The sequence below is a fragment of the Paracoccus sp. 22332 genome (assembly GCF_052045125.1).
GTDB classification, from domain to species: Bacteria; Pseudomonadota; Alphaproteobacteria; order Rhodobacterales; family Rhodobacteraceae; genus Paracoccus; species Paracoccus haematequi_A.
The window spans coordinates 62732-83982 of the sequence record NZ_JBQEOI010000009.1; the positions used below are offsets into that span (position 1 = coordinate 62732).

Below are 21251 nucleotides of genomic sequence, written 5' to 3' on the forward strand. Positions count from 1 at the left end.
GGTCGTCGCCGGGCCTTGGGTCAGGTTTCGGGGGTTTCGTCGCCGTCGCCCTGTTCGGCGATCCGCGCGACCGAGACGACCTCTTCGCCTGGGGCGGTGCTGAAGACCCGCACGCCCCCCGCGCTGCGCGACCGGAAGCTGATGCCGTCGACCGGCACCCGGATCGACTGCCCGGTCGAGGTCGCCAGCATGATCTGGTCGTCCATCTCGATCGGGAAGCTGGCGACCAGGGCGCCGCCGCGCATCGCCTTGTCCATCGCCATCACACCCTGGCCGCCGCGTCCGCGCACCGGATAATCGTGGCTGGAGCTGATCTTGCCCGCGCCATTGGCGGTTATGGTCAGGATCAGATCCTCGGCCGCCGACATCTCGGCATAGCGTTCCTGGGTGATCGCGGCCTCGGCCACGGCTTCCTCGTCCTCGTCCGCCTCGGCGCCGTCGTCAAGCGCACCGGCCACCGCGCGGCGCATCTTCAGATAGGCGGCGCGTTCGGCCGGATCGGCCTCGAAATGGCGGATGACGGACATGCTGACCACCCGGTCGCCCTTGGCCAGCCGGATGCCCCGGACGCCGGTCGAATCGCGGCCCTTGAAGACCCGCACATCGGTCGTCGGGAAGCGGATCGCCCGGCCAAGCGCCGTGACCAGCATCACGTCGTCGCCCTCGGTCGCCATGCGGACGCCGACCAGTTCGACACCCTCGGGCAGCTTCATGGCGATCTTGCCGTTGGTGCGCACGCTGGTGAAATCCGACAGCGCGTTGCGCCGCACATCGCCGTCCGAGGTCGCGAAGATTGCCTGATAGCTGTCCCATTCGCTTTCCGGCGCATCGACTGGCATCAACGCGGCGATGGACACGCCCGGCTCGATCGGCAGGATGTTGACGATGGCCTTGCCCTTGGCGGTCCGCCCGCCCAGCGGCAGGCGCCAGGTCTTGAGGCGATAGACCATGCCGTCGGTGGTGAAGAACAGCAGTTCGGTATGGGTATTGGCGACGAACAGGGTCGTCACCACGTCGTCTTCCTTGGTGGCCATCCCCGACAAGCCCTTGCCGCCGCGCCGTTGCGCGCGGAATTCGGCCAGGGCCGTGCGCTTGATATAGCCGCCCGAGGTGATGGTGACGACCATATCCTCGCGTTCGATCAGATCCTCGTCCAGCATGTCGCCGGACCATTCGGTGATCTCGGTCCGGCGGGGGACGGCGAACAACTCGCGCACCTCGCGCAGTTCGTCGCTGATGATCGCCATGATCCGGTCGCGCGACGCCAGGATCGCCAGGTAATCGCGGATCGATTCCGCCAGGCTGGCGAGTTCGTCGGTGACTTCCTTCACGCCCAGTTGCGTCAGGCGTTGCAGGCGCAGATCCAGGATCGCGCGGGCCTGGGTCTCGGACAGGTTATAGGTGCCGTCCTCGTTTACCGGATGCAGCGGATCGTCGATCAGGCGCAGGTATTCCAGGATGTCATGGGCAGGCCAGCGGCGTTCCATCAGCCGCTCGCGCGCCTCGGCGGCGTCGGCCGACGACCGGATCGTCGCCACCACCTCATCGACGTTGCTGACCGCGACGGCCAGACCACACAGAACATGGCTGCGCTCGCGGGCCTTGCGCAGTTCGTAAGCCGTGCGGCGGGCCACCACTTCCTCGCGGAAGCTGATGAAGTAGGTCAGGAAGTCGCGCAGCGTCAACTGCTCTGGCCGCCCGCCGTTCAGCGCCAGCATGTTGCAGCCGAAGCTGGTTTGCAGCGCGGTAAAGCGGAACAGCTGATTCAGCACCACGTCGGGCGTGGCGTCGCGCTTCAGTTCGACCACGACGCGGACGCCCTGCCGGTCGGATTCGTCCTGGACCGAGGCGATCCCCTCGACCCGTTTTTCCTTGGCAAGCTCGGCAATGCGTTCGATCAGGCTGGCCTTGTTCACCTGATAGGGAACCTCGTCCACGACGATGGCCCAACGGTCCTTGCGCAATTCCTCGATATGCGTTTTGGCGCGGATGATGACGCTGCCGCGCCCTTCCAGGTAAGCCTTGCGCGCGCCCGACCGGCCCAGGATCAGCGCGCCGGTCGGGAAGTCGGGGCCGGGGATGATTTCCAGGATGCGTTCGGTGGGCAGATCGGGATTGTCGATCAGTTCAAGCGTGGCGTCGATCACCTCGCCCAGGTTGTGGGGCGGGATGTTGGTCGCCATGCCGACCGCGATGCCGCCCGCGCCGTTGACCAGCATGTTCGGGAAACGCGCGGGCAGAACGGTCGGTTCGCGGTCCTTGCCGTCATAGTTGTCCTGGAAATCGACCGTGTCCTTGTCGATGTCCATCAGCAGGAAGTTCGCGGGCTTGTCCATACGCACCTCGGTATAGCGCATGGCGGCGGGGGGATCGCCGTCCATGGACCCGAAGTTGCCCTGGCCGTCCAGCAGCGGCAGCGACATGGAAAAATCCTGCGCCATGCGGACAAGCGCGTCATAGATCGCCGCGTCGCCGTGCGGGTGATACTTACCCATCACGTCCCCCACCGGCCGCGCGGATTTGCGATAGGCCTTGTCGGGCGTATTGCCGGATTCGTCCATCGCATACAGGATGCGGCGATGCACCGGCTTCAACCCGTCGCGCAGGTCGGGAATCGCCCGGCTGACGATCACCGACATGGCGTAATCCAGATAGGACGTGCGCATTTCGGCGCTGATGTCGATCACCGGGCCGTCATGGGGCATCACCTGGCGGGTCTGGGTGCCATTGTCATCGCCCGCCTCGGGGGTTTCGGGCAGGTCGTCGTCAGGGGTGTCGGCCACGGAATTTCCTCAACATCTTGTTGGGTTATATATAGGCGACATGACCGCGGGGGGCAATGTTCCGGTCGGGATTCGGCGTCCTTATGCCCGTTTCGCCGCCACCCCCCAGACCACCGCCAGCACAGCGGAAAAGACCGCGTTCCAGGCAGCCATGGACAGGCCCAGGAACCGCCAGGCAACCTCGTCGCAGCGCACCACGGGGGCCGATTGCAGGCGGGTCATCAATTCCTCGGCGCTCATAGTGGCAAGATTGCCGATGGTGCCGGAACAATGCGTCGGGCCTTGCCACAGCGACAGCTCGACCCCGGTGTGATAGATGGCAAGGCCCATCGCGACCCCGGCGGCGACCATGCCCAGCACCGCAAGCCCGCGCACCCGGCCGGTCCACCAGATCAGCGCGGCGATGACGACGGCGGCCACATGCGGCCAGCGTTGCAGGATGCACAGCTCGCAGGGGGCATAGCCCGCCGCCTGGAAGCCAAGCGCGGCGATCAGCAGCGCCGCCGATCCGGCCCCGGCCAGCAGGGAAAGTCGTTGTCCGTCCATGACGCCCCTCGTGTTCTGATTTGGCTCGTGGATCCTCCGACGCGGCGTCCTCGTCAAGCGGCTTGCGGTTTTGTCGCGGCCCTGTGATCATCGGCCGCGATCCTGTCGCGGGAACCGGCGGCGGGGCCTTGGGTTTTGGTGATGACGGTCCGGGCTTCGGACCAGCGTGGGGGAACGCGGACATGCAGTGGCGTGGACGGCGCGGCAGCAGCAATATCGAGGATCGCCGCGGCATGGGCGCCGCCGGGGCAGGGGGCGTCGGCGTCGTGGGGATGCTGGCGATCCTGGCCGTCGGCTACTTCTTCGGCATCGACATCAGCCCCATCGTCCAGCAACTGGACCAGGGCCAGTCCCAGCAGAGCCGCCCGCTGTCCCGGGAAGACCAGGAATGGGGCGAATTCGTCTCGGTCACGCTGGCCGATATGGAAGAGGTGTGGGACACTGTCCTGCCGGAACAGGCGGGGGTCGATTACGCCGACCCGACGCTGGTGCTTTTCAGCGGCGTGGTGCAATCGGCCTGCGGGGGCGCGTCCTCGGCGATGGGGCCGTTCTATTGCCCCGGCGACCGCAAGGTCTATCTGGATACCGACTTTTTCGACATGATGGCCAGCCGCATGGGGGCGGGCGGCGATTTCGCCTATGCCTACGTCATCGCCCATGAAATCGGTCACCATGTACAGAACCTGACCGGTACCCTGGGCGAGGTAAACCGCCTGCGCGGCCAGGTCAGCGAACGCGACGCCAACCAGATCTCGGTCCTGACCGAATTGCAGGCGGATTGCTATGCGGGCATCTGGGCGCGCCACGCCCAGCAGCGCTTCGGCAGCCTTGAGGAAGGCGACCTGCAAGAGGCGATGGGCGCGGCCGAGGCGGTGGGCGACGACGTGATCCAGGCCAATGCGGGGCGCACCCCGGTTCCCGACAGCTTCACCCATGGCAGCGCCGCGCAGCGTCAGGAATGGCTGATGCGCGGCTTCAACTCCGGCGACATGGCCCAATGCGACACCTTCGGGGCCGCAGGGCTGTAGGCCGCGATAGAAAGGAGAAACCGATGCTGACGATCCTGACCGTCCTGACCCTGGGCCTTGCCGCCCTGGCGATGCCCGTCCGGCAACCCGCGAAGGCTCGCGCCCGCCGCTAATGCCGGATGCGGGGCAGGCGGCCGTCTTCCAGCCGCGCCCAATCGGGCCACAGGTCCAGCCATTCCAGGGCGGCGATGCCAAGCGCGCCCGCCATGACCAGCAGCACCAGCCGGACCATTCGGGCGCTTGGCTGGCGGGCGGCGCGCCCATTTCGAGGCCCGCAGCAGCCAGATCAGGTTGTTCATGGTGGCAGCCTCCTGCTAGACCCTTTGGGGACTCGACCAGAGGCCGGGTCGCCTGACAAGACCGAACCCTGCGAGAGACCATTGCCCCACCACCAGGATTCCCGCGACCTTCCCTATAGCGCCCGGCAGATGTTCGACCTGGTGGCCGATATCGAAAGCTATCCGCAGTTCCTGCCCTGGAACAGCGCCGCCCGCATCCGGTCGCGCCAGACCCGCCCCGACGGGGCCGAGGAGATCGCCGCCGATCTGGTCATCAGCTTCAAGGTGTTCCGCGAACGCTTCGGCAGCCGCGTGGCCCTGTGGCCGGCCGACCCGGCAACCGGCGCGCTGAAGATCGACACGGAATATCTCGACGGCCCGTTCAAATACATGCGCAGCGGCTGGATCTTCACCGACCGGCCGGGGGGCGGCTGTCACGTCGAATTCTTCGTGGATTTCGAATTCAAGAACCTGATCCTGCAAAAGCTGATCGGCGTGGTGTTCCACGAGGCCATGTCGCGCATCGTCCGGGCATTCGAGGATCGCGCCAGGGTGCTTTACGGCACGCAGTGATTCCCCGCTTTCCATGCTATGATTCGGCGCGCCCTGCACGGCGCGACGGTTTCATGAATGGCAAGGAGGTGGTGGAATGTTGAAGACATTGCTTGTGATCGGCCTGACGGCAGCGGCTCCGCATCTGGCCGAGGCGCGGACCGTGACGGTCTCGGGGATCGTCACCCTGTCCAGCGGACTGGTCGAGGATCCCGAGGGCGGCGTCATCGCCGATTACCCGTTGGTCGGCAGTATCGGCAGCCTGACCTATACCATCGGGGAAAACGACTTGGGCGAGGTGGATCCGACGACATCCTTCCTGCTGGGCGCGCTGTTCGAGCCAAGGCCTGTGACCGCGGCCGCGACGGTCGGGTCGTTCCAAGGGGGGATGATTCCAACCGCGCCGAACGGGGAAACCGAACTGGAAAGCGTCTTTTCCACCACCGGCGTGACCGGTTTCAGTACCAGAAGCATCGGCCAGGGCATCAGCGGAGAGACCTTCGCCGGCGGGCTGCGCTTTACCTACAGCCCCGCGCTTGCCTCGGCGCCCGCGACCTGGGGCGACCTGTTCGCCGCCATCGACAGCGGCGACGCGCGGGCGAGCCTCAGCTGGAACGGGACGTTGCAGGGCCGGTTCATCCAGTTCGCCATCACCCAGACCGAACCCGCCCCGGTGCCCTTGCCCGGCACCGCGCCGCTGATGGCGGCGGGGCTTGCCGGACTGGCGATGCTGCGGCGGTCCCGGCGCGGCGTGGGCCGCCGTTCAGCCTAGCGCGGCCTTCAACGCCTCGGCCCGGTCGGTCTTTTCCCAGCTGAAGGCGGTTCCCCGGTTCAACTGATACGGCTGGCGCCCGAAATGCCCATAGCTGGCCGTCGGGCGATAGATCGGGTGCAGCAGGTCCAGGTCGCGGATGATCGCGAAGGGGCGCAGGTCGAAGACCTCTCGCACCGCCGCGACGATCTTGTCGTGCGGCACGGTCTCGGTTCCGAAGGTGTTGAGGCTGATCGAGGTCGGCTGCGCCTCGCCAATGGCATAGCTGACCTGGATCTCGCAGCGGCTGGCAAGCCCGGCCGCGACGATGTTCTTGGCGACCCAGCGGCCCGCATAGGCCGCCGAGCGGTCCACCTTGGAGGGATCCTTGCCGGAAAAAGCGCCGCCGCCGTGGCGCGCCATGCCGCCATAGCTGTCGACGATGATCTTGCGCCCGGTCAGGCCGCAATCGCCCACCGGCCCGCCGATCACGAACTTGCCGGTCGGGTTGATGAAATACTTGGTGCTGTCCGACAGCCATTCGGCGGGCAGGACCGGCTTGATGATCTCCTCGATCACCGCCTCGCGCAGGTCCGACAGGGAGATTTCCGGGTTGTGCTGCGTGGACAGCACCACCCCGTCGATGCCCTCGGGGCGGCCATCGGCGCCATAGCGCAGCGTCACCTGGGACTTGGCGTCGGGGCGCAGCCATTTCAGCGTGCCGTCGCGGCGCACCTTGGCCTGCCGTTCCACCAGCCGGTGCGCATAGGTGATCGGCGCAGGCATCAGCACGTCGGTTTCATCGCTGGCATAGCCGAACATCAGCCCCTGGTCGCCCGCGCCCTGGTCCTCCAGGTTGTCGCGGTCCACGCCCTGGTTGATCTCGGGCGACTGCTTGCCGATGATGTTGATGACCGAGCAGGTGGACCCGTCGAAGCCGACATCCGACGAGGTATAGCCGATATCGTTGATGACGCCGCGGACGATGCTTTCCAGATCGACCCAGGCATTGGTCGAGATCTCGCCCGAGATGATGGCGACCCCGGTCTTGACCATGGTTTCGCAGGCGACGCGGGCGCGCGGATCCTCGGCCAGGATGGCGTCCAGGATCGCGTCGCTGATCTGGTCGGCGATCTTGTCGGGATGGCCCTCGGACACGGATTCCGAGGTGAACAGCGAGTATTCGGTCATGGATCAATACCGGTAATGATCTGATTTGAAGGGGCCTTCGGGCGTCACGCCGATATAGTCGGCCTGTTCGCGCGACAGTTGTGTCAGCTTCGCCCCGACCTTGTCCAGATGCAGGCGTGCGACCTTTTCGTCAAGCGCCTTGGGCAGGATATAGACGCCGGGCGCGTAATCCTCGCCCTTGGTCCAGAGCTCGATCTGGGCCAGCACCTGGTTGGTGAAGCTGGCCGACATGACGAAGGACGGATGGCCGGTGGCATTGCCCAGGTTCAGCAACCGACCCTGTGACAGCAGGATGATGCGGTTGCCCGAGGGCATCTCGATCATGTCCACCTGGTCCTTGATGTTGGTCCACTTGTGGTTGCGCAGAGCGGCGACCTGAATCTCGTTGTCGAAATGGCCGATATTGCCGACGATCGCCATGTCCTTCATGGCGCGCATATGTTCGATACGGATCACGTCGCGGTTGCCGGTGGTGGTCACGAAGATGTCGGCGGTCGCGGCCACGTCCTCCAGCAGGACGACCTCGAACCCGTCCATCGCGGCTTGCAGGGCGCAGATCGGATCGACCTCGGTCACCTTCACCCGCGCGCCCGCGCCCGCCAGCGAGGCCGCCGAGCCCTTGCCCACGTCGCCATAGCCGCAGACCACCGCGACCTTGCCCGCCATCATCACGTCGGTGGCGCGGCGGATGCCGTCCACAAGCGATTCCTTGCAGCCGTATTTGTTGTCGAATTTCGATTTCGTCACGCTGTCGTTGACGTTGATCGCGGGGAAGGGCAGCAGGCCCTTTTTATGCAGATCGTACAGGCGATGAACGCCGGTGGTGGTTTCCTCGGACACGCCCTTGATCGCGTCGCGCTGCCGGGCAAACCAGCCCGGCGTCTCGGCGATGCGGCGGCGGATCTGGGCGAACAGGGCCTCTTCCTCCTCGCTGGTGGGCACGTCGATCAGGCCGGTTTCCCCGGCCTCGACCCGCGCGCCCAACAGGACATACATGGTGGCGTCGCCGCCATCGTCCAGGATCATGTTGCAGGTGCCTTCCGGGAATTGGAAAATCCGGTCGGTATAGGCCCAGTATTCGGCCAGCGTCTCGCCCTTGACGGCGAAGACCGGCACGCCGGATGCGGCGATGGCGGCGGCGGCGTGGTCCTGGGTGGAATAGATGTTGCAGGACGCCCAGCGAACCTCGGCCCCCAACGCCACCAGCGTCTCGATCAGAACGGCCGTCTGGATGGTCATGTGCAGGCTGCCCGCGATGCGGGCGCCAGCCAGCGGTTTCGACGCGCCGTATTCCGCGCGCAGGGCCATCAGGCCGGGCATTTCCGTTTCGGCGATGTCCAGCTCCTTGCGGCCGAAATCGGCCAAGGCAATGTCGCGGATGATGTAATCGGTCACGGCGGTTCGTCTTTCGTCTGTTCCGGTGGTCCGCGACCGGATAGCCCAAGCCCGCCGGAATCGAAAGGGAAAAGGCTGACGCCCGGCGTTGCGGCTGCGTCATTGCGGCTGCGGCGGAACCCCAGATCCGCCGCAGCCCCCAGGGACGGCAGTGCGCCGCGCGTCCCCGGTCGGGTGACAAGCCTTGCGGCGAAGGGTCGGGATGCGTCCCGTCCCCGGCGGCAGGGTGCCAGACCAATCTGAAAATTCGATTAATGCCGGTCGGCGGCCACGAAGCCCGTCGCAGGTTGAAATGGCATCCGTGAAATGCAGGCGGCTGACCGGGCCTCAGCGCCGGCGCCGCGACCGCGGGGCCGAGCCGCGGGCGATCCGCTTGACGAAATCCTGAAGCGCCTGTTCCGCCGCTTCATGCGGTGTGCAGGACGGGAACCAGGAATCGGTCCGGCCGTCGACCACCATCTGCGCCAGCCCATAGGCGAAGATGCGCGACGACAGGACCAGCATGGGAATATCCTCGCCGTCGCGAAGGCGGCCGGTATCGCGGGCGCGTTCCAGCATCCGCGTCATCAGGTCGACGATGGAATCCAGGTAACGGCGCAGTTCCGGCACCTGCGCGGCATTCAGCCTGGGATGTCCGAAGATCATCCGAAACTGGACGCGGTGTTCGGCAGCCCAGCGGATATAGGCTTGGCCAAGCGCCAGGAACTGCCCTACCGCGTCGTCAGGGTCGATCTTGACGACCGCCCTGGTGCAGGAATCCATCAGCCGCATCAGGGCCTGTTCCGCCACGGCGAACAACAGGCTTTCATCGTCGGGAAAAATCTTGCGCAGCTTGGCCGGATCGGCGCCGATCCTGATGGCCACCTGGTCCAGGCCGGGGCCGCGCCTGCCAAGGTCGGCCACCAGTTCCAGGGCAGCGACGACGGCCTGACCGTGCAGGCCCAGCCCCTTCATGATGTCGTCGTGCTTGCTCATGGTCGAATCCCGTTCGGCAAGGGTCATGTCAGGACGAACGGGCGAGTTTTACGCACACCATTCCCCCTGAAGAAGAACCGATCCGATGCTTTATAGTTTCCTGCCGAAGACCGGCATGATGTCGAAAATACACGGACGGCCCAGGACAAAGGCGCCGGGTGGCTGGACGAACCCTTGTGACCGCATACCACGAACATACGCCGACGATCCCGACATCAAGGCCATGACCAAGATTATCACGAGGCCGCGCAGCCGCGAACCTCGCTAAAACGATAGCTTGACGCAGGGGAAAGTTGCGTTACGCGTCCGCCCGCGCCTGGCGCTTGCGTTCGTGCGGATCCAGATAACGCTTGCGGAGGCGGATGTTCTTGGGCGTCACCTCGACCAGTTCGTCGTCGTTGATATAGGCTATGGCCTCCTCCAGCGACATGCGCACGGGCGGTGTCAGGCGGACGGCTTCGTCGGTGCCGGACGCGCGGACGTTGGTCAGCTTCTTGCCCTTCAGCGGGTTCACTTCCAGGTCGTTGTCGCGGGAATGTTCGCCGATGATCATGCCGGTATACAGCTGTTCCTGCGCGCCGATGAACATCTTGCCGCGCTCTTCCAGGTTCCACAGCGCATAGGCCACCGAGACGCCGTTCTCCATGCTGATCAGCACGCCCTGGCGGCGGCCCTGGATCGCGCCCTTGTAGGGGGTCCAGCCGTGGAAGATGCGGTTCAGCACGCCGTTGCCGCGCGTGTCGGTCATGAATTCGCCATGATATCCGATCAGCCCGCGCGACGGCACATGCGCGACGATCCGCGTCTTGCCGTGGCCCGCCGGGCGCATGTCGACCATCTCGCCCTTGCGGTCGCCGGTCAGCTTTTCGATCACCACGCCGGTATAGTCGTCGTCCACGTCGATGATGACCTCCTCGACGGGTTCAAGCCGCTGGCCGTCCTCCTCGCGGAAGATCACGCGGGGACGGCTGATCGACAGCTCGAAGCCCTCGCGGCGCATGTTCTCGATCAGCACGCCCATCTGCAATTCGCCCCGGCCCGAGACGATGAAGGCGTCGCCGCCCGGCGTGTCCTCGACCTTGATGGCGACGTTCACCTCGGCCTCGCGCATCAGGCGCTCGCGGATGACGCGGGACTGGACCTTCTTGCCGTCCTGGCCCGCCAGCGGGCTGTCGTTGATGCCGAAGGTCACGCTGATTGTGGGCGGGTCGATCGGCTGGGCGGGCAGGGCGGTGTCCACCTCCAGCGCGGCAAGCGTGTCGGCCACCGTGGCCTTGGACATGCCGGCAAGGGTCACGATGTCGCCCGCCTGCGCCTCGTCGATGGGGGTCTGGGTCAGGCCGCGGAAGGCCAGGACCTTGCTGATGCGGAACTGCTCGATCCGTTCGCCGTCGCGGGACAGGGCCTTGACGGTGTCGCCCGCCTTGGCGCGGCCCGCCTCGACCCGGCCGGTCAGAAGGCGGCCCAGGAACGGGTCGGCCGACAGCGTGGTCGCCAGCATCTGGAAGGGTTCGGCCGCGCGGGCGATCTGCTTGGGTGGCTGGACGTGGCTCAGGATCAGGTCGAACAGCGCCGACATGTCCTTGCGCGGACCGTCCAGCGTCTCGTCCGCCCAGCCGCCGATGCCCGAGGCATAGACATGCGGGAAATCCAGCTGCTCGTCATTGGCGCCCAGGTTCGCGAACAGGTCGAACACGTCGTTCAGGGCATTGTCCGGCTCGGCGGCGGGCTTGTCGACCTTGTTCAGCACCACGATGGGGCGCAGGCCCAGGGCAAGCGCCTTCGAGGTCACGAACTTGGTCTGCGGCATCGGCCCTTCGGCGGCATCGACCAGCAAGCAGACGCCATCGACCATGGACAGGATCCGTTCCACCTCTCCGCCGAAATCGGCGTGGCCGGGCGTGTCCACGATGTTGATGCGGGTGCCCTTCCATTCGACGCTGGTCGCCTTGGCCAGGATGGTGATGCCGCGTTCCCGCTCGATGTCGTTGCTGTCCATCGCCCGTTCGGCGACGGCCTGGTTTTCCCGGAACGACCCGGACTGGCGCAACAGCTGGTCGACCAGCGTCGTCTTGCCGTGGTCAACGTGAGCGATGATGGCGATGTTGCGGATATCCATGAGCGACCTTTGTGATTTGCGGTCGCCCTAAACAATCAGGGGCCGAAACACCAGACGAAATCTGGCCGCGGGGCGCTGCCGGAACGCCACGAAAAAACCCCGCCACGGCGGCGTGGCGGGGTTCGATGGGGTCTGTCGACCGGGGTCGGACCTCAGCGGAGGCCGCGATGCAGCCCCGCCCAGATGCGGCCTTCGTCGCGGTCGCGGCCGCCGCGAATGGCTGCCAGGAAGGCCGCCGCGCCTGCGATCAGGGTCGATGCGGCCAGCAGGAAGGCCGACCATACGGCGGCGCTGCGCGCAGCCTCGGCCGCGTCGATGGCGGCCTGGCGGGCTTCCTCAAGCCGCTGCGCGGCCTCGTCCTGCAGGCGCTGCGCCTCGGCCTGGGCGGCGTCCAAGGCTTCCTGCGCCTGGGCCTGAACCTCTTGCAGCCGCTGTTCGGCATCGGCGCGCAGGGTCTGCACCTCGGTCACGGCCTGGTCCACGCGGGCCTCGACCTCGGGCTGGGTCAACTGGGTCCGGGCGGCGACGGCGCGGATCAGGTAGTCGCGGTCGTCCTGGGGCAATTCGCCGGTGCGCAAGACGGTGCCGACGATGCCCGCGATCTCGCTGCGGATCGCCTCGTCCGAATAGGCGTTGGGCGCGGTTTCCTCGGGGCGCAGCAGGCGGTTGGTGATATAGTCCAGGGGATTCTGCTGAAGCCCCTCGGGCAGCATGTCTTGCAGCGTGTCGTTGTTCGCAGCCTGGCCCGCGCCGCTGACGACGCCGCCGGCGATCTGACCAACGCCGCCCACGACACCGCCCGCCAACTGCCCTGCGCCTTGCAGCGCGCCGCCGACGGCCGATCCGCCCGCCTCGACCACGGTGCCGGCAGCCGAACCAACGGCGCGGACGCCGCTGGAAACGACCCCGAAGGCCAGGACGGCGCCGACCAGAGTGCCGACGGCCCAGACAGTCAGCCCGTGAACGCCGTCGCGGGCGCGGGTCTCATCTGCCGCGATGCCCGAAACCGGGGTGCGCATCCGCCCGGCGACATAGCCGCCCAGGGCATAGGCCGCCACGGTGCTGAGAAAGGCGAACAGGCCCACCAGGATGCTGGCAAAGGTGCCCAGCCCCTCACCGGGCTCGGCCGAGACCGATCCCAGGCCGATGGCGGCGGTGAATCCGGTGAAGACGACCAGGGCGCCAGCCGCGATAGCCGCGCCCGACAGGATCGCGGGCCAGTCCATGATGCTGCGCTGCGGGGTTGCGTCGGGAATCATGCTCATGTCGTTCAGCCTTTCATCGGGGGCGCGCCTTAGCGAAGGCCCAGGAAGGACAGGATGAACAGGACGACGACCACCAGGCCGACGATATAGATGATGGAATTCATGAGTTGTCTCCGCTGTTGACCAGGCGCGCCAGGGAACGGTTTTTCCGAACGGCGTCATGGCGATAACGCGGCCCAGGAACCCCGGTTCCCTTCCGGGGCGATCCTGTCAGGCAGGCGGGCGCGGCAGCCAGCCCAGCCCCTTGGTCGTCAGCCCGGCGGGATTGTATTCCGCGCTGACCCAGCCCTTGTAGGCGGACTGGTCAAGCGCGGCGAAGAACGCCGGATAGTCGATCATCCCGCCTGTGGGTTCGTGGCGCCCCGGAACGCCCGCGATCTGGACATGGCGGGCGATGCCCGCGTGTTTGCGCCAGACGGCCATCGCGTCGCCGGTGATGAGCTGCGCGTGATAGGCGTCGAATTGCAGCCCCAGGTTCGGCGCGTCGACCTGTTCGATCAGGTCGGCGGCCAGGTCGAAATCGCCCAGGAAATAGCCAGGCTGGTCCGCGGGGTTCAGCGGCTCGATCGTCAGGCTGACATGGGGCGCGCGCCCGGTCGCCCAGGACAGGTTGCGCAGGAAGGTGTCGCGCGCCTCCTCGCCCTGGGCATAGCCCGCCATGATGTGGATATGGCGCGCCCGCAACGCCTCGGCAAAGCGCAGGGCGCGGTCGAAGTCGCTGCGGAAACGGTCCTCCAGCCCCGGTTCGGCGGCGAAGCCGCGCGGGCCGCCCGCCCAGTTGGGCGGGGGCGTGTTCATCAGCACGAAGTCCAGCCCGGCGGCGATGGCCGCGCGGGACAGGTCGCGGGGCGGAATGTCATAGGGGAACAGGATCTCGACCCCTTCGAAGCCCGCATCGGCGGCGGCGGCGAATCGGTCCAGCATCGGCAGTTCGGTGAACAGCATCGTCAGATTGGCGGCAAAGCGGGGCATCAAGGCTCCAACGAAAAGAAGGCCCCGCCCGAGCGGATGCCGCTGCGGCCCGCATCCTCGGTCGCGGCGGCGGCAAGGCGGTAGAAGGTCTTGCGGTCGATCAGCGCATCCAGCCCGGCGCGGACATGGACATAGGGGCGCGGCGCGTCGGCCGTGCCGCGCAGGGCGATGGGGTGGTCCGGTCCCGCCGTCACCCGGTCGCCGACATTGGTGACGAAGGTCACGGCGTCGGGAAGGATGTCGGCGTCCACCGCGACGAAGGGCGCGTCCACCACGCGGATGCCGACCTTTTCCACGGGCGTGACCAGGAAGAAGCGGTCCCCCTCGCGCTTCAGGATGGTGGAAAACAGCCGCACCATCGCCGGGCGGCCGATGGGCGTGCCCTGATAGAACCAGGTGCCGTCCGCCCGGATCTCCATGTCCAGGTCGCCGCAGAAGGGCGGATCCCACAGATGCACCGGCGGCAGCCCGCCCCCGGACGCCTTGCTGGCGGCTGCGGCGATGCCCTCGGCGCTCACAGCTTTGTCACCGCGATCTGCCATTCGCTATAGTCGCCTTTCCGATATCCTCTTATGGTCCGATGTAGAGCAGTCGGGGAACATTGTCATGGCGTCGGATGAGATTCTGGTGACGAAGGTCGAACAGCTTGGGCAGACCCTTGCCGATGCCCGCGCCAGTATCGAGCGGCGCTTCGTGGGCCAGCACCAGGTGGTCGAACAGGTGCTGGCGGCGATCCTGGCGGGCGGCCATGCGCTGCTGGTGGGCCAGCCGGGCCTGGGCAAGACGATGCTGGTCGACACGCTGTCAACGGTCCTGGGCCTGGACAGCCAGCGGATCCAGTTCACCCCCGATCTGATGCCCGCTGACATCCTGGGATCCGAGGTTCTGGACGTTCTGCCCGACGGCAGCCGTGCCTTCCGCTTTATCGAAGGCCCGGTCTTCACCCAGCTTCTGATGGCGGACGAGATCAACCGGGCGTCGCCCCGCACCCAGTCGGCGCTGCTGCAAGCCATGCAGGAACGCGAAGTGACGATCAGCGGCCAGCACCGCCCGCTGGGCCGTCCGTTCCACGTCCTCGCCACCCAGAACCCCATCGAGCAGGAAGGCACCTATCCGCTGCCCGAGGCGCAGCTGGACCGTTTCCTGTTGCAGATCGACGTGGATTATCCCGACCGCGACACGGAACGCGCGATCCTGCTGGCCACGACAGGGGTCGAGGATGCGCGCGCTCATGCCGCCTTCGATGCCGAGGGGCTGATCGCTGCGCAGCGTCTGATCCGGCAAATGCCGGTGGGCGAGGCGGTGGTGGAATCGATCCTGGATCTGGTCCGCGCCTGCCGCCCCGGCGGGCCGGAATCGGCGGCGTTCCTGGGTGACGCGCTGATCTGGGGGCCGGGGCCGCGCGCGGCGCAGGCGCTGATGCTGGTCACACGCGCCCGCGCGGTGCTGAACGGCCGCTTCGCGCCCACGCTGGAGGATGTCGAGGCGATGGCCGCCCCCGTCCTGCGCCACCGCATGGCGCTGTCCTTCGCCGCCCGCGCACGGGGCGAGACGGTCGATGGCGTGATCGCCCGTCTGCTGGGCGACCGTTTCGGCGCCCGCCAGGCGGCATGAGGGCGTCTTGAACCGATCCGCCACCGATCTGGATGCCCATCGACGCGCCGCCGGCCTGCGGTCGGGGGCGCAGGCGGCCAGTGGCCATCTGCCGGCGCTGATCCTGTCGGCGGAACGGCTGGCGGCGATGATCGCGCCGGGCGCCCACGGCCTGCGCCGCAGCGGACCGGGCGAAGATTTCTGGCAATACCGCCCCGCCAGCCAGGGCGACAGCGCCCGTGCCATCGACTGGCGCCGTTCGGCCCGGTCCGACGCGCAATTCGTCCGCGACCGCGAAGCACAGACCGCGCAAGCGGCGGGGCTGTGGATCTCGGCCGGGCAGGGGATGGGATATTCGGGCGGGCCGGACCGCCCCGCCAAGGCCGACCGCGCGCATCTGCTGGCGCTGGCGCTGGCGATGGTGCTGCTGCGCGGGGGCGAAAAGGTGGGCCTGCTGGGCCAGCCCGCCCGCGCGGGCCGGGTGCAGGCCGACCGGCTGGCCGAACAGATCGCCCTGGCCCCGCTGAAGGACGGCGACAATGATGCGCCGACCCCCGACATGCTGCGCCCCAACCAGCGGCTGGTGATCCTGTCGGATTTCTTGGACGATCCCGCCTGGGTGGACGCGCTGCTGTCCCGTGCGACCGGCATCGGCGTGACGGGCGTGCTGATGCAGGTGCTGGACCCGGACGAGGAAGCCTTTCCCTGGACCGGCGCGGTGCTGTTCCGCTCGCTGTCGGGCGCCACGCGCCACGACAGCCGCGACGCGGCCGGGCTGCGGGACGCCTATCTGGCGCGGCTGGCCGAACGCCGAGACCGGCTGCGCCAGCGGGCCTTGGATGCGGGCTGGCATTTCGGCCACCATACCACGGACCAATCGCCCGCCGTGGCGTTAAGCTGGCTTTATCAGGTTCTTGCGGGCTGATGCTGATGCTTGGTCCCATAGGATTCGCGGCGCCTTGGGTGCTGACGGCACTGGTCGCGCTGCCGGTGCTGTGGGTGATCCTGCGGGCCATGCCGCCCGCGCCGCGGCAGGCGGCCTTTCCCGGCGTCGCGCTGCTGCGGGGGCTGGTGGACCGGGTGCCCATCGCCCGGCGCACGCCGTGGTGGCTGCTTCTGCTGCGCCTGGCCGCCGTGGCGGCAATGATCCTGGCCTTCGCCGGTCCAAGCTGGAAACCCGTCGTCGCCTCGGGTCAGACCGGGCCGCTGCTGGTGATCCTGGACGCGGGCTGGTCCGCCGCCCCCGACTGGCCCGCCCGGCTGACCCGCGCCGAATCGGCGCTGACCGATGCCGCCGCCGAAGGCCGCCCCGCCGCGCTGCTGCTGGCCGATGGACGCGCTGCGGGCGCCTTGGCCTTCGCCCCCGCCGACCGCCTTCTGGCGGGGCTGCGCGCCGCCCAGCCCGTGCCTTGGGAAACGACCTTGCCAAAGGATCCGGCCGCGATTCTGGCTGACGCCCCTGAAGGACGGCTGGCGACGCTGTGGATCAGCGACGGGCTGGACCATCCCGACCGCGCCGCCTGGCTGTCGGCGCTGACGGATCGCGGGGCGGTGACGATGGTTCCACCCGCCCGCGCTGTGCGCGCGCTGTCGCTGCACGCGGGCGACACGCCCTCGCTGACGCTGGCCTCCACCGACGATGGCGCACCCGCGATCCTTGCCATCGGCCCCGATCCCCAAGGCGTCGAACGAGAGCTGGCCCGGCTGACCCCCGGCGATGCCGTCGCCGCCGCCGGGATCGCCACCCGGCCCGTCGCCATCGACCTGCCGCCCGAGCTGCGCAACCGCATCACCCGCTTCCAGGTCGAGGGCGAGGCCCATGCAGGCGCCGTGGTCCTGGCCGACGACCGCGTGAAGCGCCGCAAGGTTGGGCTGGTGGGCGACGCCGACCGCCAGGCCGAGGGGCAGGAGCTTTTGTCCCAACTGCACTATCTGCGCCAGGCGCTGGCCCCGACGACCGATCTGGTCGAGGGCGGGCTGGGCGACGTTCTGGACGCCGCGCCCGACGTGATCGTGCTGGCCGATCAGGTCGATCTGGCCGAAACGGGCGACCTGACCGCCTGGGTCCAGGATGGCGGCCTGCTGATCCGCTTTGCCGGGCCGCGCATGGCCGCATACGACGGGTTGCAGGACGAACCGCTGATTCCGGTCGCGCTGCGGCAGGGCGGGCGCGACATCGGCGGGGCGCTGTCCTGGGGCGATCCGCGCGCCATCCTGCCCTTTGCGGCGGACGGCGTTTTCGCGGGGCTGACCCCGCCCGATGACGTGGCGATCCGCGCGCAACTGATGGCCCAACCGGCGCCCGATCTGGCCGAAAAGACCTTGGCCTCGTTGTCGGACAACACGCCGCTGGTGACACGCGCCCGGACGGGGCAGGGGCAGGTGGTGCTGTTCCATGTCACCGCCAATGCGGAATGGTCGAACCTGCCGATCTCGGGCCTGTTCGTGCAGATGCTGGACCGATTGGTCCAGACCGCCCGCGTCTCGCCCGCCCAGGCGCAGGCGGACGACCGCGACCAGCCTTTCTGGACGCCGGAAACCGTGCTGGACGGCTTCGGGCGCGCCGCGCCCGCCGAAGGGATGGCCCCGGTTCCGGCCGCTGATCTGGCGCTTGGCCCCGGCCCCGAACGGCCGGCGGGCATCTATGCGGCAGGCGACCGGCGGGTGGCGCTGAATGCGGGCGGGCCTCTGGCCCGCGCCGACTGGCCGGGCGCCACGGTCGAGGCTGTGGGCCGGACCGGGGGGCGCGACCTGACGGGGCTGCTTCTGGCCCTGGCGGCGCTGATCCTGGCGGCGGATGCGTTGGGATCGGCCATGATCGCGCGCGGCGGCAGGGTGGCCGCGGCGGTCCTGCTGGCGCTGCTGATCCAGCCCGCGCCCTCGGCCAAGGCGCAAGATCCCAGCCCCGAACTGGCCCGCGCCGCGAACGAGGTCGCGCTGGCCTATGTCGTGACCGGCGACGACCGGATCGATGAAGCCTCGCGGCAGGGGCTGCGCGGTCTGTCGATGGTGCTGGCGCAGCGCACCTCGGTCGAGCCGGGCGAGCCTGTGGCCATCGACCTGGATGCCGACGATCTGTCGGTGCTGACCTTCCTTTACTGGCCGATCACCGATACGCAGGCGCCGCCCTCGCCCCAGGCCTATGTTCGGCTGAACCATTTCATGCGCTCGGGCGGGATGATCCTGTTCGACACGCGCGACGGCGACGTGACCGGCGTCGGCGGGCCGGATATGTCTGGGGCCTTGCAGGCGCTGGCCTCGCCGCTGGAAATCCCGCCCTTGTCGCCCGTCCCCGAGGATCACGTCCTGACCCGCAGCTTCTATCTGCTGGCCGATTTTCCGGGCCGCTGGCAGGGCAATCCCGTCTGGCTGGAAGCCCCGCCCGCCGGGGCCGAGGCGGCCGAGGGCATGCCCTTCCGGCAGTTGAACGATGGCGTCAGCCCGGTGGTGATCGGCGGCAACAGCTGGGCCGAGGCCTGGGCCGTGGACGACAACGGCTTTCCCGCCTATCCCATCGGGCGCGGTTGGGAGGGAGAGCAGCAGCGCGAGATGGCCTTTAGATTTGGCGTGAACTTGCTAATGTATGTCCTTACAGGAAATTACAAATCCGATCAGGTCCATGTGCCTGCCCTGCTGGACCGGATGCGGGTCGAGGAGACCCTGGGCCCGTGACCGAACTGCGCTTCGATCCCTTGCTGCCCTGGTGGGCCATCGCCGCGCTGGCGGCGCTTGCGCTGCTGGTCGCCGGCTTTGCGCTGTGGCGCGGGCTGCGCGGCTGGGCCTGGCGCGGCCTGGCCGGGCTTGCCGCCGCGCTGGCCTTGGCCGGTCCCGCGCTGGAGATAGGCAGCCACATGGGCCTGTCCGACATCGTGATCCTGATCGACGACCGTTCGGCCAGTCAGACCCTGCCTGAACGCGGCGCGCAGACCGATGCCGCCGTCGATGCCCTGACCCGCCGGATCGCCGCCCTGCCCAATACCGAACTGCGCCGCGTCACGGTCGGCGACAATGACGACGGCACCCTGCTGGCGACCGAAATGGCCCGCGCCATCGCTGCCGAACCCGAAGCACGGCTGGCGGGTGTGATCGCCGTCACCGACGGCCGCCTGCACGACCCGGCGATGCTGCCCACCGACGCGCCCGCCCCGGTTCATGTGCTGTTAACCGGCCGCCCCCAGGACTGGGACCGCCGCCTGGTGATCGAGGAAGCGCCCGCCTTCGGCCTGATCGACCAGCAGATCGCCATCCGCCTGCGGATCGAGGATCAGGGCGCCGTTCCTCCTCAGGCACAGACCGGCTCGGTCAACCTGCGCCTGTCTCTGGACGGCGGGCCGGAACAGGTGGTCGCCGTGCCGCTGGGCCAGTCGCTGGCCCTGCCGCTGACCCTGGATCATGCGGGCCAGAACGTCGTTCAGATCGGCTTCGACGCGCCCGCCATCGACGAACCGGGGCGCGGCGAACTGACTGACCGCAACAACGCCGCCGCGATCAGCATCAACGGCGTACGCGACCGTCTGCGCGTGCTGCTGGTCTCGGGCGAACCTCATGCGGGCGAGCGGACCTGGCGCAACCTGCTGAAGTCCGACGCGGCGGTCGATCTGATTCATTTCACCATCCTGCGCCCCCCCGATAAATCGGATGGCGTGCCGGTCAACGAATTGTCGCTGATCGCCTTTCCGACCCAGGAACTGTTCATGGAGCGGATCGAGGATTTCGACCTGATCATCTTCGACCGCTATAGCGTGCGCGGCATCCTGCCGCCGGAATATTACGCCAATATCGCCCGCTATGTCCAAAACGGCGGCGCGATCCTGGTCTCGGCCGGACCGGAAATGGCGGGGGTGGAAAGCCTGTATCTGTCGCCCTTGGGCCGGATCCTGCCCGCGCGTCCGACCGGACAGGTGCTGGAAGAACCCTATCTGCCGCGCCTGACCGACGAAGGCCGCCGCCATCCCGTCACCGCCGGGCTGCCGGGCGGCGGGGACGAGAATCGGGATCCGACCTGGGGCCGCTGGCTGCGCATGGCGACCGTGACCCCCGACCCCGGCGCCCAGGTGGCGATGACCGGGGCTGACGACCAGCCCCTGCTGATCCTGGACCGCGTGGGCGAGGGGCGGGTGGCGCTGCTGACCTCGGACCAGGTGTGGCTGTGGGGGCGCGGGTTCGAGGGCGGCGGTCCGCAACTGGAACTGCTGCGCCGCATCGCCCATTGGTCGATGAAGGAACCCGAGCTTGAGGAAGAGGCGCTGCTGGCCGATGTCGCGGGCGATTTGTCGGTGCGCTTCACCCGCCGCACCATGGCCGACAGCGCCGGCCCGCTGGTCGTCACCCGCCCCGATGGCGAAACCGAACGGGTTCCGCTGGAACCCGCCGGGCCGGGCCGCTTCACCGCCGACTGGACCGCGCCCGAACCGGGGCTGTACCGGCTGGCCGATGGCGACCTGCGCCGGGTTCTGGCGATTGGCCCGGCGGCGCCGCGCGAGTTCGAGCAGACCGTGGCAAGCGCCGCCGCCTTGCAGCCGCTGATGGAGGCGACCGGCGGCGGCGCTGTGGTCCTGTCGGACGGGATGCCCGACCTGCGCACCGTCGCGCCGGGGCGGCGCGCGCATGGCAGCGCCGCGCTTGGCGACTGGATCGCCATCACGCCGCGCGACGCGGCATCGGTCACCGGCCTGGAACGGCGCCCGCTGCTGCCCGGCTGGGCGTGGCTGCTGCTGGTCTCGGGGCTGATCCTGACCGGCTGGCTGCGCGAGGGCAGGGCCGGCAAGGCCGCGCCCATCGGGCGGGACGCGTCCGGCTGACC

At 68.1% G+C, this 21251-nt stretch carries 17 protein-coding genes; 7 read left to right on the forward strand and 10 right to left on the reverse strand.

The features are described from left to right. Positions 1–20: 20 nt before the first annotated feature. Positions 21–2705 (reverse strand): DNA gyrase subunit A, encoded by a 2685-nt coding sequence (gyrA, locus tag ACTJI6_RS12070; protein ID WP_440801112.1) that lies wholly within the window; start codon positions 2703–2705, stop codon positions 21–23. Between the two features lie 159 nt (positions 2706–2864). Further along, on the reverse strand, positions 2865–3329 hold the full coding sequence (locus ACTJI6_RS12075) for a disulfide bond formation protein B (RefSeq protein WP_126155014.1): 465 nt from the start codon (positions 3327–3329) through the stop codon (positions 2865–2867). A 182-nt stretch (positions 3330–3511) separates the two neighbouring features. Here ACTJI6_RS12075 and ypfJ point away from each other — a divergent pair, with 182 nt between their 5' ends. Beyond that, on the forward strand, positions 3512–4357 hold the full coding sequence (gene ypfJ, locus ACTJI6_RS12080) for a KPN_02809 family neutral zinc metallopeptidase (RefSeq protein ID WP_440801019.1): 846 nt from the start codon (positions 3512–3514) through the stop codon (positions 4355–4357). Between the two features lie 109 nt (positions 4358–4466). On the opposite strand, the gene ACTJI6_RS12085 is transcribed toward ypfJ, so the two are convergent. Beyond that, on the reverse strand, positions 4467–4589 hold the full coding sequence (locus tag ACTJI6_RS12085) for a hypothetical protein (RefSeq protein ID WP_440801021.1): 123 nt from the start codon (positions 4587–4589) through the stop codon (positions 4467–4469). A gap of 148 nt (positions 4590–4737) precedes the next feature. On the opposite strand from ACTJI6_RS12085, the gene ACTJI6_RS12090 reads away from it, so the two are divergent. After that, the gene (locus ACTJI6_RS12090; protein WP_440801022.1) at positions 4738–5208 is read left to right on the forward strand and encodes a type II toxin-antitoxin system RatA family toxin; all 471 of its coding nucleotides are present in this window, start codon (positions 4738–4740) and stop codon (positions 5206–5208) included. 76 nt (positions 5209–5284) lie between these two features. After that, positions 5285–5959, forward strand: a complete 675-nt coding sequence (locus tag ACTJI6_RS12095) for a hypothetical protein (protein ID WP_440801024.1) — start codon at positions 5285–5287, stop codon at positions 5957–5959. Here the strand turns inward: ACTJI6_RS12095 and metK are convergent. The 7 genes from metK to ACTJI6_RS12130 form a co-directional block, all read right to left on the reverse strand. Continuing rightward, complete coding sequence (gene metK, locus ACTJI6_RS12100) at positions 5951–7129, reverse strand: methionine adenosyltransferase (RefSeq protein ID WP_440801026.1); 1179 nt, start codon at positions 7127–7129, stop codon at positions 5951–5953. The two genes, ACTJI6_RS12095 and metK, sit on opposite strands and share 9 nt — an antisense overlap. Before the next feature lie 3 nt (positions 7130–7132). Beyond that, entirely contained in the window at positions 7133–8524 is a 1392-nt protein-coding gene (ahcY, locus tag ACTJI6_RS12105; RefSeq protein ID WP_440801027.1) for an adenosylhomocysteinase, read from the reverse strand. A 327-nt stretch (positions 8525–8851) separates the two neighbouring features. Next, positions 8852–9499: a TetR/AcrR family transcriptional regulator gene (locus ACTJI6_RS12110; RefSeq protein ID WP_440801029.1), complete on the reverse strand. Its 648-nt coding sequence runs from the start codon at positions 9497–9499 to the stop codon at positions 8852–8854. 298 nt (positions 9500–9797) lie between these two features. Continuing rightward, positions 9798–11618 (reverse strand): translational GTPase TypA, encoded by a 1821-nt coding sequence (gene typA, locus ACTJI6_RS12115; protein ID WP_440801031.1) that lies wholly within the window; start codon positions 11616–11618, stop codon positions 9798–9800. A gap of 152 nt (positions 11619–11770) precedes the next feature. Then, entirely contained in the window at positions 11771–12883 is a 1113-nt protein-coding gene (locus ACTJI6_RS12120; RefSeq protein WP_440801032.1) for a hypothetical protein, read from the reverse strand. A 210-nt stretch (positions 12884–13093) separates the two neighbouring features. After that, positions 13094–13855 (reverse strand): hydroxypyruvate isomerase family protein, encoded by a 762-nt coding sequence (locus ACTJI6_RS12125; RefSeq protein ID WP_440801034.1) that lies wholly within the window; start codon positions 13853–13855, stop codon positions 13094–13096. Continuing rightward, positions 13855–14397 (reverse strand): DUF1285 domain-containing protein, encoded by a 543-nt coding sequence (locus tag ACTJI6_RS12130; RefSeq protein WP_126155025.1) that lies wholly within the window; start codon positions 14395–14397, stop codon positions 13855–13857. The genes ACTJI6_RS12125 and ACTJI6_RS12130 overlap by 1 nt, the downstream gene beginning before the upstream one ends. Before the next feature lie 64 nt (positions 14398–14461). On the opposite strand from ACTJI6_RS12130, the gene ACTJI6_RS12135 reads away from it, so the two are divergent. The 4 genes from ACTJI6_RS12135 to ACTJI6_RS12150 are packed head-to-tail and all read left to right on the forward strand — an operon-like array spanning position 14462 to position 21249. Further along, on the forward strand, positions 14462–15469 hold the full coding sequence (locus ACTJI6_RS12135) for an AAA family ATPase (protein WP_126155026.1): 1008 nt from the start codon (positions 14462–14464) through the stop codon (positions 15467–15469). Between the two features lie 7 nt (positions 15470–15476). Further along, entirely contained in the window at positions 15477–16373 is an 897-nt protein-coding gene (locus ACTJI6_RS12140; protein WP_440801036.1) for a DUF58 domain-containing protein, read from the forward strand. Then, the gene (locus ACTJI6_RS12145; protein WP_440801038.1) at positions 16373–19120 is read left to right on the forward strand and encodes a DUF4159 domain-containing protein; all 2748 of its coding nucleotides are present in this window, start codon (positions 16373–16375) and stop codon (positions 19118–19120) included. Before ACTJI6_RS12140 ends, ACTJI6_RS12145 begins: the two co-directional genes overlap by 1 nt. Further along, positions 19117–21249, forward strand: coding sequence for a hypothetical protein (locus ACTJI6_RS12150; protein WP_440801039.1), 2133 nt, complete (start codon positions 19117–19119; stop codon positions 21247–21249). The genes ACTJI6_RS12145 and ACTJI6_RS12150 overlap by 4 nt, the downstream gene beginning before the upstream one ends. The last annotated feature ends 2 nt before the right edge of the window (positions 21250–21251 follow it).

Bases quoted from the DNA above. Each gene is read 5' to 3' on its own strand.
- gyrA (WP_440801112.1), bottom strand. From the start codon at position 2,705: ATGCCCCATGACGGCCCGGTGATCGACATCAGCGCCGAAATGCGCACG.
- ACTJI6_RS12075 (WP_126155014.1), bottom strand. From the start codon at position 3,329: ATGGACGGACAACGACTTTCCCTGCTGGCCGGGGCCGGATCGGCGGCG.
- ypfJ (WP_440801019.1), top strand. From the start codon at position 3,512: ATGCAGTGGCGTGGACGGCGCGGCAGCAGCAATATCGAGGATCGCCGC.
- ACTJI6_RS12085 (WP_440801021.1), bottom strand. From the start codon at position 4,589: ATGGTCCGGCTGGTGCTGCTGGTCATGGCGGGCGCGCTTGGCATCGCC.
- ACTJI6_RS12095 (WP_440801024.1), top strand. From the start codon at position 5,285: ATGTTGAAGACATTGCTTGTGATCGGCCTGACGGCAGCGGCTCCGCAT.
- metK (WP_440801026.1), bottom strand. From the start codon at position 7,129: ATGACCGAATACTCGCTGTTCACCTCGGAATCCGTGTCCGAGGGCCAT.
- ACTJI6_RS12110 (WP_440801029.1), bottom strand. From the start codon at position 9,499: ATGAGCAAGCACGACGACATCATGAAGGGGCTGGGCCTGCACGGTCAG.
- typA (WP_440801031.1), bottom strand. From the start codon at position 11,618: ATGGATATCCGCAACATCGCCATCATCGCTCACGTTGACCACGGCAAG.
- ACTJI6_RS12120 (WP_440801032.1), bottom strand. From the start codon at position 12,883: ATGAGCATGATTCCCGACGCAACCCCGCAGCGCAGCATCATGGACTGG.
- ACTJI6_RS12125 (WP_440801034.1), bottom strand. From the start codon at position 13,855: ATGCCCCGCTTTGCCGCCAATCTGACGATGCTGTTCACCGAACTGCCG.
- ACTJI6_RS12130 (WP_126155025.1), bottom strand. From the start codon at position 14,397: ATGGCAGATCGCGGTGACAAAGCTGTGAGCGCCGAGGGCATCGCCGCA.
- ACTJI6_RS12135 (WP_126155026.1), top strand. From the start codon at position 14,462: ATGGCGTCGGATGAGATTCTGGTGACGAAGGTCGAACAGCTTGGGCAG.
- ACTJI6_RS12145 (WP_440801038.1), top strand. From the start codon at position 16,373: ATGCTGATGCTTGGTCCCATAGGATTCGCGGCGCCTTGGGTGCTGACG.